The organism is Polaribacter sp. 11A2H, assembly GCF_011379025.1.
Classification (GTDB): domain Bacteria; phylum Bacteroidota; class Bacteroidia; order Flavobacteriales; family Flavobacteriaceae; genus Polaribacter.
Genome location: NZ_WTLD01000009.1, coordinates 84,823 through 98,274 on the forward strand (window position 1 = coordinate 84,823; position 13,452 = coordinate 98,274).

The window sequence follows — 13,452 nt, forward strand, 5'->3', positions numbered from 1 at the left end:
AGGGTTTTCAATGTGAAAAAAACTACAAAAGATATAATTACATATTCTAATTCTCATTTAAAATTGATTTTACACTCTTATTCTGAAAGTGAAATTATTGTGAGTAGAGAACGTGTAAAAGACTTTAAGAACTGGATTGATTGATGCAGTTACTTTTGGTATTTCAAAGGCGTAATGTTCTTACGATTATTATTCCGAACGAAGAATGAGGAGGGATCACACTCTCAGTTATTTTGATGAGATTTCTCAATCGCTGAAAAAGCTCATTTCGAAATGACAATTTTTTTATCAAGTAAATAAAATTGCACATTAAGGAAATTAAAAATATATTTGCGGTCGAAATGAAAAGATTGAACAACATATTACGCCTTCCTTTTTTCAGTACTTATTATTATCAAATAATAACTGCTCGGAATGGCTATGTGTATACTTCAAGTAAAATCTGATAATAAATAATAATATAACATAACTAAAAAGCCCGAGCATTTGCTCGGGCTTTTTTTATTTAAAAAAAGATGGAAACAATTAATAAGTTAAAAGAAAATGTAGAGATTATTCTTCCTCAAAACGGACTGGAAGAAAAATTAGAATTAGCAAAAAAAGAGAACCGAAAGCTAATAATTAAGCTAGGTTTTGATCCGACTGCACCAGATTTACATTTGGGACACGCTGTTGTTTTAAAGAAATTAAAGGAGTTTCAAGATCTAGGCCACCAAATTGTAATTTTGGTAGGGAATTTTACTGCTCGAATAGGAGATCCTACAGGGAAAAATAAAAGTAGAAAACCTTTATCTTTAGAAGAGGTGCAGCACAATGCAGAAACCTACATTAATCAATTATCTAAAGTTATAGATGTTGATAAAGTTAAAATCGTTTTTAACTCAGAATGGTTAGACAAACTATCATTTACAGAGGTTATTCAGATTTTATCTAAAGTTACCGTTGCTCAGTTAATGCATAGAAACGACTTTAATAAAAGGTTTACGGAAAATACGCCAATTGCAATGCATGAATTAGTGTACCCAATACTTCAAGGATTTGACTCTGTAGAAATTAAAGCAGATATTGAAATGGGGGGTACAGACCAACTTTTTAATTGTACTATGGGGAGAAAGTTACAAGAAACTTTTGAAATGAGTCCGCAAATAGTAATGTGTATGCCATTACTAAAAGGTCTAGATGGTAAAGAGAAAATGAGTAAATCTCTGCACAATATTATAGGGATTACAGATGAACCTAACGAAATGTTTGGTAAGACAATGTCTATTCCGGATAGTTTAATAGATGAATTTTTACAATTAACAACAGATTTTTCTTTAAGAGAAAATGAGGCTATTAAAATTAAGTTAGCTAGCGGAGAAAATCCGATGGAAATAAAAAAGCTAATTGCTAAAAACATCATTACCCAATACCATAGTAGCAATCAAGCAGAAGAAGCAGAAGAGTACTTTGTCAATCAATTTCAAAGTAAAAAATTAGAAGAAAAAGAATTTGAATCTGTTTTGATTAAAGAGATTCAACATAAGGAGAATACAATTAGTTTAATAGACTTATGTGTTCATCTTAAAAAAGGACTTTCTAAATCTGCTTTACGAAGGTTAATTGAAAGTGGAGCTGTACAAATTGATACCATAAAAAATAAAGAGATTTATGCGGAAATTGTCCTAAAAGAAGGCATGAAAGTAAAAGTAGGGAAAAGAGATTTTTATGAATTAAAAGAATAAGATTGTTAGATGTTAAAGAGCTAAATTAATTATTGTTTTGGGTTATGTTTAAAAGTAGACTAGTATTTTTACAACTAGTTTAAAACAATAATTACTTTATAGACATGAAAAGAACCTTATTAATACTTTTATTTCTATGCTCAAACATAAGTTTTGCGCAAAATAAATCAATTTATAGTAAAAAATTATCTGCACAAGAAGTGAAAGCTATTTTTTCTGAAGACCTTAAAAATAAACTTAAAATAGAATATTCTATAAATAGAGTTTATGAGTTTAATGATAATTTAGGAAAACACTATTTACTCTTAACGGTAAAAGAAACAAAATGTGGTAATGAGTATGTTAATTGTAATAAGGCTATAAAAGCATATTGCATAGATTATAAAAATAATAATTATCATCTAAAATGGAATTTAAATGATTTTATACTTCCAAATGGAAATGAAGTGTCAGAAGAGTTTTCAATTTCATTTTGGACCAAATTCCTTAATTTAAGTGATGTTGATGCTAATGGAATTATTGATCCGATAATTGTGTATGGTACAAAAGGCTTAAATGATTTTAGTGATGGTAGGATTAAGATAGTAGTTTATAATAGAGGAAAAAAGGTTGTAATTAGACATCAAAATGGAATTTCAGATTATGAAAGAATTGCAAAAGTAGATGCTGGTTTTTATAGGTTACCTTATAAAATTCAATTAAAAGTAAAAGAAATAATGAATAATATAGAGGAAAATAATTTTGGAATTTTCCCTTATAAATGGCAAAATAACATGAAGAGTAAGAAACTAATACTTGATGAATCTTAGTGCAAATTTTTAAAATAGAATTAAGAAAATAAAAAGTAATGTATTTATAATAAAAACTAGATTCGTTTTTACGCTCCACAATAATAAACTTAACTTTACAGCTTCTTAAAAAGATACAATTGCGATAATAAATGGCAATTGCAAAAACACACTACATGAATATTTATAAAGAAATAGAAGCAGAAATTTTAGCTGCATCAAATATTGTTATTACAGCACATAAATCTGCAGACGGAGACTCAATTGGTTCATCTTTAGGTTTGCTTTATTTTATTGAAAAATTAGGTAAAAAGGCTGTGGTTTGTCATCCAGATAAAGCACCAGATTTTTTATATTGGTTAGATACTTCTGCTATTATTTTAATGGAAGAAAATCCAGAAGAAGTAACAGCACAAATGCAAAATGCAGATTTAATTTTCTGTTTAGATTACAATGCAACCAATAGAGTAGGACCAGAAATGCAAGAACTGTTAGAAGCAGCAACTTGTAAGAAAATAATGATAGATCATCATTTGAATCCTGAAGAATTTCCTACAATCACGGTTTTAGAAACTACGGCATCATCAACATCACAATTAATTGTAGATTTAATTGAAGCATCTGGCAACTTAGAATTGTTAGACGAAAAAATAGGAACACCTTTATATTTAGGAATTTTAACAGATACAGGTAGTTTTAGATTCAATTCTGTAAAACCAAGAACACATGAGGTTTTAGGGAAGATTTTAGCAGCAGGTGTAGAACATCATTTAATTCACGAAAAATTAAGCGATAATAATACAGAGACTCGTTTGCGTTTACAAGGATATGCAATGAGTGAGAAATTAGAAATTTTATACGATTATAATGTTGCTATCATTTCTTTATCTAAAGAAGAATTAGCAAAATATCACTATAAAAAAGGAGATACAGATAGTTTGGCAAACTTAGTTTTATCAATCAAAGGGATGAAAGCTGCTATTGTATTTACAGAAAGAGATGGAATTATGAAAATTTCTTTCCGTTCTAAAGGAGCAGAAAATCCGGTTAATATGTTAGCAAAAGAACATTTTAATGGAGGAGGACATGCAAATGCTTCTGGAGGAATGAGTGATTTAACTGTTGATGAAACTTTAGAAAAATTAAAAGGATTGATTCCTGAGTATTTTCAAAAACAGTAAGAATAGTCTTGTAAAATAGGTTAAAAATAAATACAAGACTCTGCATGAAAGAAATACTTTCTCCAATAGAAGCCCAAAAGATAGTCTTGCTTTCTCAACGTGTTTTTCCTGGTAAGTTAAAAGGTACATCATTAGCTAATACACTTGCCAGTATTGAACATCTTGGTTATGTGCAGATAGATACCATTTCGGTTATTCAACGTGCTCATCATCATACATTATGGAATAGAAATCCAGAATATCAACTTTCTGATATTGATACGTTAATTGAAACCAAACAGGTTTTCGAATATTGGTCGCATGCGGCAGCATATCTGCCAATTCGAGACTTTAAATATTCACTTCCCCGTAAACATGCCATTCTAAATAACGAACAAAGTCATTGGTTTCAGAAAGATGCGAAACTCATGGATGTTATATTAAAACGCATAGATAACGAAGGTCCCTTAATGGCAAAAGATTTTGCTCATACAGCTAAAGTTGGGGAATGGGAAAGTAAACCGGCAAAACAAGCTTTAGAAAATTTGTTTATGCAAGGAGATTTGATGATTTCTAGTCGTAAGAATTTTCATAAAGTATATGACCTTACGGAGCGCGTTTTACCAGAGAATATTGAGGCGAAATGCCCTACTGAACAAGAACATATTCGGTTTTTAATTACAAGTTATCTAAGAGCTAATGGTATTGGTCAAGCAGGTGAAATGGCCTATTTACTTAAAAATACCAAAGCACTTGTTACTTCTGTATTGAAGGAGATGTATGCTAACAAAGAATTACAAGAAGTGCATGTTAGCGGACAAGTATATTACGCCTTGCCTAATGCTTTGAGCTTGTTAAGTAAGCCAATGAATAGTCAACTGAAAATTCTTTCTCCTTTTGATAATTTATTGATTCAGCGTAAACGTATGCAGCACTTATTTAATTTTGATTACAAAATAGAATGTTATACTCCGGCTGTAAAACGAAAGTATGGCTATTTTTCATTACCCATTCTTTGGGATGGTAAATTAGTGGCAAGAATGGATTGTAAGGCAGATAAAAAAAGTGCTACTCTTCATATTCATCATTTATTTTTTGAAGAAAACTTTTCTTTTAATGAATCTTTTAAAGCAGCTTTTATTAAAGAGATAGAGGCATTCAAAAGTTTTAATAATTGTTCAGGTATAGAAGTCCATAAAACAACACCAAGCTCATTATTAAATACCATTAAATCTATTTTTTAGCAAATATCAACGATTTATTTTCTTGAGGTTGATTTTAATTTTTATTCAAAACTAGTTCAAAGATTTATTTAACTTAAATAAAACTTTGATTATTTTTATCAAAAATTAGATAAACATGATGCAACATTACGAGTTTGTTAATAGAAATGGCATAACAAAAAGAATTTTTAATCTGTTAGTAGTGGTTTCTTTTCTAGCAATATTATTTTCTTGTAATAGTACCGATGATGATTTATTTAACGAGGAAGAAATTATACAAAAAGATGCTAAAATAAAAGATTTAGCAGGTGCTTGGTCTATTTATAAAGTTGAATATGATGGAAATGAAGCTTCTGTACCTGCAACAACCGAAGAGTGTGGTAGAGATTTTTTTATTTACAATAGTTCTGGTACTTATGAAGAATTTCTGTATCAAGAATCTTTTACTTGTCAGCCCGTACAAAATAAATTAATTGAGTTATACGTTTAGCTTCTGTTTTATTTGATTTTGATAAACTGGTTTGGCAACTACCATTCTTTCAATTGTTTTATGAAATATACTTTTCTGAAATTGAGATCTATTAATTCTAAAACAAAATTCATCAAAATAAGCTTGAATATGCCATTTACTTACATGAGTTGGTATTGCTCTAAGCCAAGACTTAACTTGCATAATCATGACATGTAATTGTTTAAAGTTAGCACCATTATTACTATAGATTTGCTCAATGTTATAAACTTCTTTCAAAGGTTCATATCCTCTCCATTTATCTGTTATTATTTTAGCAGATTTACTTATGTGTTCTTCAAAAATTGGTGTTAATGATTTTGCAGAATAGTCGTTTATAGATTTAATGTAAACTCTTTTCACCTTATTGTTATCTGTTAATTCTACTGCAATTACGGCTTTTTTCTTTTTTGTATCGTAACTCCTACCTTGTTTTCCTTCTTCTTTTCCTCCAACAGTAAACTCATCAACATGAATTAAGGTTTCTAGAGGATATTTTTGACTACTTTTCATTGCTTTACGAACTTTTTGCATAAAATACCATGCAGTTCCTTGACGAATACTAAAGCGTTTACCCATTTGAATACTTGAAGTACTTTTACTATTTGTACTCATTTCAAAAGCAACACAAAACGCTTTTTGCAATCCAAATTTAACTTTATGAAAAAGTGTATTTGCAGTAGCACTTTCTACATGATGGCAAGCATAACAGTGATAATTATATCCAGCTTTTTCACAACCTTTTGTATGTCCACATTTACTACATTTAAAACCATCCTGCCATTTTATTTTTGATAAATAAGCTTTACAGGCTTCATCATTTGGTAGTTCTTTTATAAAGTTTAGTATATCTTGACCTTCAAAATTATCCATATATCAATGTTTTAAAGCTATAAGATACGGAAACTAAATGACTAACTCAATAAATTAAAATGGACTTTAAATAACGGCATAATTACGTTAAGTACTATCGATAATAGCAATTCGGATATTATAAAAATTGTAAACTTAAGCAAAGATAATTTTGTTTTCATTGCCAGTGTAGACATAGATGGAGACGCTATTAAAGAGGAATTTACTTTTACAGCTTACAGGTATTTACCTCCAAATGAAATGGACTTATATACAAGTACTTTTCAAAAAAAGGAAGAGGCGCCTTTTGAAAATCACATAGAATTTGGTTGGGACGCTTATGACGGATACAATATGTTTGAAAAGTACGAGATTTATAGAAGTGGTAAAGATTGTAATATAGATTCAGCTACTTTATTAAAGACAATTACAGATGTAAATTTAAATACTTTTATAGATGAAGAACCTTTGCCTAATAGCGAAGCGTGTTATTTCTTAAAAATTTATACAAACAAAGGTCTTTTGGGAGAAAGTGATCCTAGATATATAAACCCTGAATTTATATTTCCAGAAAATGTTCTTTTTAAAAATGCAGAAGTAATTGAGAATGAGGTTTCTTTATCTTGGGAAAAATATTCGGGTTATTATTTTTCTCATTATGAGATAAGAGTGCAAGATCAGAATGAAAATTGGGCACCTAATATAGAAAGCGTTAAAATTATTACAGATATCAATACCACAACTTTTATAGATACGAATCCACCGTATGTAAACAACCCTATTTACTCTATTTATGTGTACAATATTTTTGGGAATATTAGTAACTTAAATGATGAGAAGTCAGTTGTGAAAACAGCTTTTACAAGACCAGAATTGCTAGACGCTGATTATATTAAATATGTAAGTTTTGATCCGGAAGGTCAATCTTTTTTCTTTTATTTAAGAAATACCAAAAACGAGCCAAGATTGGTAAAATATGATTATATCAAGCAAGAAATAACTGCAGAAGCTTTTAAACTACCAACGTCGTACACAGAAGTGGAAATGAAATTAATTACTTCAGAAAATGGAAAAGAACTAGTTTTTTCTCAAAGTAATGAATTGTTTATTTATGATGCAGAAACCTTAATTTTCAAACACTCATTAAATGCATCTTATTCTTCTATGGATAGTTTTGAGTATTTTGATGATAATATTTGGGTTTTATCTGACAGTGATGATGTTTTTACTTACAAAAGAAATGGAGATCAATTTGTACAAATTGATGAAAAACCACATTTTCCTGATCATCAAGGAGGTCAGAATTATGAAATTACAAAATTAGATAAAAACAACTTCTTATTAAGTCATAATAACGAAGGCAGAGCAATACATTATAGCATTAGTAATGCAGGAGAAATTACCAATAATGGAATAAAAGAAATTCCTTTAAGCTTTAAATACAATAGTGATGTAATAGTAAATACAACAAGTTCTTATTTGCTTAACAAAAAAAGAAATACCGTTTATTCTTTAGATGATTTTTCTAAAACGGTGACTTATTCTACTCCAATAGTTACATCAAATTTTAGTAAAAATGGGACTGAAATTTACGGTACAAACAATGATCCAGAAGTTTATGACAATTATAAAAATTTCAAAAAGGAAGTTATAGTTTATAGTATTTTAAATAATAATTTTAGAACAATTCCCACAAAAGGATTTCCGCTATACATTGTAGAAGATAATTTTGGAAACATCATTAGTCTGTCTTCTGGTTTTCCTAGAAATTCTTATTATGATGGTTATAATGGCAATGTAGCAGATATGTTTGTAGAAATTATCAAATAAGTAAAACAAAATCTTTAAATAATTTCACAACAATTAAAGTTTGATTATTTTTATCAAAATTTAGTTTTAGATGAGTCAGAAAGAAGAATTTTTCGAATACATTAATAACGGTTACAAAACCAAAGGCGATTTTATAGCACTAGGTGCTGCAATGTTGGGAGAAGAAACCATAACAGATGCTATTGTAAAAATTCCGCTTAAAACTTTAAACAGACACGGTTTAATTGCCGGTGCAACAGGTACAGGAAAAACAAAAACATTACAAGTTTTAGCAGAAAACCTATCAGAAAAAGGAGTTCCTGTTTTGTTAATGGACATAAAAGGAGATCTTTCTGGTTTGGCACAACCAAGCCCAGGACACGCAAAAATAGACGAACGTCATGCAAAAATTGGATTTCCGTTTACGGCACAAAAATTTCCTATAGAAGTTTTAACCATCTCTGAACAAGACGGGACAAGAATGCGTGCTACAATTTCAGAATTCGGACCTGTTTTATTATCAAGAATTTTAGATTTAACAGAAACACAAAGCGGCATTGTTGCCATCATTTTTAAATATTGCGACGATAATAAGTTTGCGCTTTTAGAGATAAAAGATTTTAAAAAAGTATTACAATATGTAACTAACGAAGGGAAAGAAGAAATTCAAGCAGAATATGGGCGAATTTCATCATCTTCTACAGGTGCAATTTTGCGTAAAATAGTAGAAATAGAACAACAAGGCGGAGATTTATTCTTTGGCGAAAGATCTTTTGAAGTAGAAGATTTAACAAGAGTAGATGAAGACGGAAAAGGAATTATTTCGGTATTGCGTTTAACAGATATTCAAGATAAACCAAAGTTGTTTTCTACATTTATGTTACAATTATTAGCTGAGGTCTATGAAACTTTCCCAGAGCAAGGAGATAGTGACAAACCAGAGTTGATTATTTTTATTGATGAAGCACATTTGGTATTTGAAGAAGCTTCTAAGGCTTTATTAAATCAGATAGAAAGTATTGTAAAATTAATTCGTTCTAAAGGAATCGGATTGTATTTTGTAACTCAGAATCCAAAAGATGTACCAGAAGATATTTTAGCACAATTGGGTTTAAAAATTCAACATGCGTTAAGAGCTTTTACGGCAAAAGACCGAAAAGCCATTAAGTTAGCCGCAGAAAATTATCCTTCTTCAGAATATTATGATACCAAAGAAGTGTTAACGCAATTAGGAATTGGAGAAGCATTTGTATCCGTTTTAAACGAAAAAGGAATTCCAACACCTTTGGCAAGAACCATGCTATGCGCGCCAATGAGTAGAATGGATATTTTGTCTGATAAAGAGTTAAAGAGTGTAATTAACAACTCGCGACTTTTCTATAAATACAATGAAAATTTAGACAGAGAAAGTGCCTACGAATTATTGAATGAAAAGATAGAAAAGGTTAATATTGCAGAAGCAAAAGCGATACAAGTAGAAGCGGATGAAAAAGAAAGAGAAAAATTAGCAAAAGAAAAAGAGAAGGAAAGAATAAGAGAAGAAAGAGCTTCTAGAAGCACTACCAGGCGCAGAAGTACGGCACAAAACCCATTAATAAAAGTATTAACTAGTGCTACTTTTATTAGAGCAGCCTTTGGTATCTTAAGAAAAGTATTAAAATAACAACAAATAAAAAGAATCTTTAAATAACAAATTCAATATAATGATTAAAAAAAATATCTTACCAATTATTGTAATCGCATTTTCACTATTTGTAATTAGCTGTGATAATAATAGTAAATTTAAAATAGAAAAAGGTAAAGTTGGTGAGCTTACAACTACCACCACAATTAAAGATTTAAGTTCTATTTTTAAAAATGATTCTATTGTAAAGAGTTTAAGTGAAGGGGCACAAGGCGATAATTATTTTCAAGATGATGATGAATATTTTATTTTTGAAAAAGGAGGGAAGCTATTACTTACCATTTTACCAAAAGAACAATTAGACTCTACATCTACCATAAAAAGTATAGAGATTAATGATGTACGTTATACTACAGCTTCTGGTATTAATTTAAAATCTAGTTTTTCAGAAATAAATGCTAATAACAATATTAACAGAATAGAGACTACTTTAACTTCTGCAACGCTTTTTTTAAACGACTTAAATACAACTATAGTTATAGATAAAGAAGAATTAGGATTAAAAAACTTTTCAACTCAAAAGGTAACGAAAGAGCAAATTCCAGATTTAGCAAAAATGAAATCATTTATCGTTTGGTTTAATTAAATCTAATTTTAGGGCAAATTTTGTCCGTTTAATTTTTTTAACAAAACTGTGCTTCAAATTTATCTTGAGCAAAATCTAAAGGCAATATCTTTTTATATAGAAATAAACTGATATTAAAAAAACACCTGTTTAATAAATAATATTTTGTTATATTTATTAAGTAGGTGTTTTTATATTAATAAGATACCGTTTTAATCACTTTTGTAAAACTAATATTTATGAATAAAAAATATACCATTCAAAAATCACCTTTTATAGTTCCAACTACAGACGGTAAAGTAATAGGAGAACATTTCGGACAAGCAACCGATGGAAATGCTCAACTAAGTTTGGCGCACATGATTGCTCCTTCTGGTTGGAGTGAACCTTTTCAAAAACCAGAATTTGATGAATATACTTATATCATTAAAGGAAAAAAACAATTTATTATTGATGGTGACACGGTTGTATTATCTGCTGGAGAATCTATTAAAATAGAAAAAAATACTAGAGTACAATATTCAAACCCATTTATAGAACCCTGTGAGTATATGGCAATTTGTTTGCCTGCTTTTGCTGTAGATTTGGTACATAGAGAAGAAGCATAAATTACATTTGCGATACTTTCTAAATTGATTGTTATAATATTAGCATTATATTATTTTTAAATTGCGAGAAACTACTAAATATGAAAGATACTATTGCACCAAGAATAATAAGACAGATTTTTGTTTTATTTCTTATTTTATTTATTTTGATTTTAATTTTCAGGGAATTAATGCCTTATTTATCAGGTGTTTTAGGAGCTGTAACCATTTTTGTGTTATTAAGAAAAGCGATGCTTTTTTTAGTAAATAAAAATTGGAAACCTAATCTTGCTGCAGCCTTTTTAATACTAGTTTCCTTTATAGGGATACTCTTACCAATTTCTGGTATTTTACTAATGTTGGCTAATAAAGTGAGTGGTGTAGTAGGCAATTCTGAAGAAGTTATAAAAAAATTAAAAACACAAATGACTTCTTTAGAAGGTAAAGTAGGTTATAATTTTACAGACAGTATAGATGCCGCTGAGGTTTCTGGTTGGATAACCGATAACTTACAAGGTTTTGTAGGGAGTACATTTAATATATTTATATCTATTGGGTTAATGTATTTTATACTATACTTTATGTTGGTAAATGAAAAGATATTAAGAAAATCTTTATATAGGTACCTACCAATAAATGAAGTAAATTTAAAAGTAATAGGAGCAGAAGCACAGTCTATGGTTCGTTCTAATACCATAGGAATTCCTTTAGTAGCTATTGCACAAGGTATTATTGCATTAATAGGTTTTCTAATTTTCGATATAAATAACCCATTCTTTTGGTTTACCATTGTTACCGTAGGTTCTATGATTCCTTTTATAGGAACTTTTGTTGGTATTTTACCCGTTTTTATTTTAACGTTAGCTTCTGGAGATGGATTTGCTGCATGGGGAATTTTAATTTATGGAATAGTAGTAGTAGGCTCTACAGATAATATTATAAGGCTTTTGGTTTTAAAAAAATTAGATGATGTACATCCTTTAATTACCTTAATTGGTGTTATTGTTGGGGTACCTTTATTCGGGTTTATTGGTTTAATTTTTGGACCATTATTAATCAGTCTATTTTTAGTGATTGTAAAAATTTATAGAAAAGAATTTGCCGAAAACAATATTTAATAGAATATATAAGACATAAAAAAAGCGATGCATTTAATGCATCGCTTTTTTTATGTTCTATGAAAAATTAGCTTTTTCTTTGGCAAGCTAGTAAAGTGTTTTTTAATAACATGGCAATAGTCATTGGACCAACTCCTCCAGGAACAGGAGTAATAAAATCAGATTTTTTAGCAACTTCATCAAAAGCGACATCACCAACTAATTTAAATCCGCTTTTTTTAGTTGCATCTTCTAAACGAGTAATACCAACATCTATTACCGTAACATGGTCTTTTACCATATCTGCTTTTAAAAACTCTGGAATACCAATTGCAGCAATAATAATATCTGCTTGTAAAGTTATTTCTTTTAAGTTTTTAGTTCTACTATGGCACATCGTTACGGTTGCATTACCAACCTTTCTTTTTTGCGATAATAAAATACTCATTGGGCTACCAACAATATGACTTCTACCTAAAACGACCACATGTTTTCCAGAAGTTTCAACCTTATATCTTTCTAATAACTCTAAAATTCCGAAAGGAGTTGCAGAGATAAAAGTAGGTAAGTTTAAAGCCATTTTTCCAACGTTCGTTGGATGAAATCCGTCTACATCCTTATCAGGATCTATAGCCATTAATATTTTTTGTTCATCTATATGTTTAGGCAAAGGAAGTTGTACTATAAAACCATCAATGTCTTTATCAATATTTAAAATTGCAATTTCATTTAATAAATCTTCTTCGGTAGTATCTTCTGGTAATCTAATTAAAGTAGATTCGAAACCAACAAGCTCACAAGCTTTTACTTTAGCATTTACATACGTAATACTTGCACCATCGTCTCCAACGATTATTGCTGCTAAATGTGGCGTCTCAGCTCCTTTACTTTTTAAATCTCTTACCTCTAAAGCAATTTCTTCTTTAATATCTGCAGATGTTTTTTTTCCGTCTAATAAAATCATATTTTCAGTATTCAGTCGCAGTTTTCAGTCACAGTTTGTACGCTGTAAATTTAACGGCAAATATTTATTTTCTTTAATTTAATTAATTTTAACTCCAATTTTATCTGGATTATTAATCATATAATTTATTAATTTCCCTATTTCTTTACTTTGATTAGAAAAATTATTGTAATCATTATCGGAAATATATTTACAAGCCAATGCAAAATCTAACCAAGTATTTGTTTCTGAATTTTAACCATCAGAATCTGTCAATTTACTTATAAAATGTTTTGGATATCTTCTTTTTCTATAGGCTTCAGCAATATTTGCACAAACAGAACGTGAACTTCTTCTTATTTGATCTGTTAATGAATATTTTTCTTCTTTTGGAAAAGATTTAGACAATTCAAAGATTTTCATTGATAAATTAAATGCCTTTTTATAAGCCAATAATTCTTTAAAATCCATAATTTTAGTTTGAACTGTTACTGAAAACTGAGACTAGAAAC

At 29.3% G+C, this 13,452-nt stretch carries 12 protein-coding genes and 2 pseudogenes; 11 read left to right on the forward strand and 3 right to left on the reverse strand.

Annotation, left to right across the window (positions count from 1 at the left end; all coding sequences use genetic code 11):
* Positions 1-27 precede the first annotated feature (27 nt).
* From GQS58_RS17305 to GQS58_RS12550, 6 genes and pseudogenes are all read left to right on the forward strand, one after another.
* Positions 28-144: pseudogene (locus GQS58_RS17305) on the forward strand (DNA-binding response regulator); the annotation flags it as partial.
* Positions 145-515: 371 nt separating this feature from the next.
* A complete protein-coding gene (gene tyrS, locus GQS58_RS12530; RefSeq protein WP_166386395.1) occupies positions 516-1,724 on the forward strand; it encodes a tyrosine--tRNA ligase in 1,209 nt (402 codons plus the stop codon).
* A gap of 104 nt (positions 1,725-1,828) precedes the next feature.
* The gene (locus GQS58_RS12535) at positions 1,829-2,533 is read left to right on the forward strand and encodes a M949_RS01915 family surface polysaccharide biosynthesis protein (RefSeq protein WP_166386397.1); all 705 of its coding nucleotides are present in this window, start codon (positions 1,829-1,831) and stop codon (positions 2,531-2,533) included.
* Between the two features lie 155 nt (positions 2,534-2,688).
* Positions 2,689-3,693, forward strand: a complete 1,005-nt coding sequence (locus tag GQS58_RS12540) for a DHH family phosphoesterase (protein WP_166386399.1) — start codon at positions 2,689-2,691, stop codon at positions 3,691-3,693.
* Between the two features lie 44 nt (positions 3,694-3,737).
* Positions 3,738-4,916, forward strand: a complete 1,179-nt coding sequence (locus tag GQS58_RS12545) for a winged helix-turn-helix domain-containing protein (RefSeq protein ID WP_166386401.1) — start codon at positions 3,738-3,740, stop codon at positions 4,914-4,916.
* Between the two features lie 115 nt (positions 4,917-5,031).
* Positions 5,032-5,385, forward strand: coding sequence for a hypothetical protein (locus GQS58_RS12550; RefSeq protein ID WP_166386403.1), 354 nt, complete (start codon positions 5,032-5,034; stop codon positions 5,383-5,385).
* On the opposite strand, the gene GQS58_RS12555 is transcribed toward GQS58_RS12550, so the two are convergent.
* The gene (locus tag GQS58_RS12555; RefSeq protein WP_165734421.1) at positions 5,374-6,276 is read right to left on the reverse strand and encodes an IS1595 family transposase; all 903 of its coding nucleotides are present in this window, start codon (positions 6,274-6,276) and stop codon (positions 5,374-5,376) included. The two genes, GQS58_RS12550 and GQS58_RS12555, sit on opposite strands and share 12 nt — an antisense overlap.
* A gap of 240 nt (positions 6,277-6,516) precedes the next feature.
* Here GQS58_RS12555 and GQS58_RS12560 point away from each other — a divergent pair, with 240 nt between their 5' ends.
* From GQS58_RS12560 to GQS58_RS12580, 5 genes are all read left to right on the forward strand, one after another.
* Entirely contained in the window at positions 6,517-8,085 is a 1,569-nt protein-coding gene (locus GQS58_RS12560) for a hypothetical protein (protein WP_166386405.1), read from the forward strand.
* Positions 8,086-8,155: 70 nt separating this feature from the next.
* The gene (locus GQS58_RS12565; RefSeq protein ID WP_166386407.1) at positions 8,156-9,727 is read left to right on the forward strand and encodes a helicase HerA-like domain-containing protein; all 1,572 of its coding nucleotides are present in this window, start codon (positions 8,156-8,158) and stop codon (positions 9,725-9,727) included.
* A gap of 40 nt (positions 9,728-9,767) precedes the next feature.
* Complete coding sequence (locus tag GQS58_RS12570) at positions 9,768-10,334, forward strand: hypothetical protein (protein WP_166386409.1); 567 nt, start codon at positions 9,768-9,770, stop codon at positions 10,332-10,334.
* Between the two features lie 218 nt (positions 10,335-10,552).
* On the forward strand, positions 10,553-10,921 hold the full coding sequence (locus tag GQS58_RS12575) for a cupin domain-containing protein (protein ID WP_166386411.1): 369 nt from the start codon (positions 10,553-10,555) through the stop codon (positions 10,919-10,921).
* Between the two features lie 80 nt (positions 10,922-11,001).
* Entirely contained in the window at positions 11,002-12,018 is a 1,017-nt protein-coding gene (locus GQS58_RS12580; RefSeq protein ID WP_166386413.1) for an AI-2E family transporter, read from the forward strand.
* Positions 12,019-12,085: 67 nt separating this feature from the next.
* On the opposite strand, the gene folD is transcribed toward GQS58_RS12580, so the two are convergent.
* Positions 12,086-12,961: a bifunctional methylenetetrahydrofolate dehydrogenase/methenyltetrahydrofolate cyclohydrolase FolD gene (gene folD / locus GQS58_RS12585; protein WP_166386415.1), complete on the reverse strand. Its 876-nt coding sequence runs from the start codon at positions 12,959-12,961 to the stop codon at positions 12,086-12,088.
* A gap of 78 nt (positions 12,962-13,039) precedes the next feature.
* Positions 13,040-13,411, reverse strand: a pseudogene (locus GQS58_RS12590) (four helix bundle protein).
* Positions 13,412-13,452: the final 41 nt, after the last annotated feature.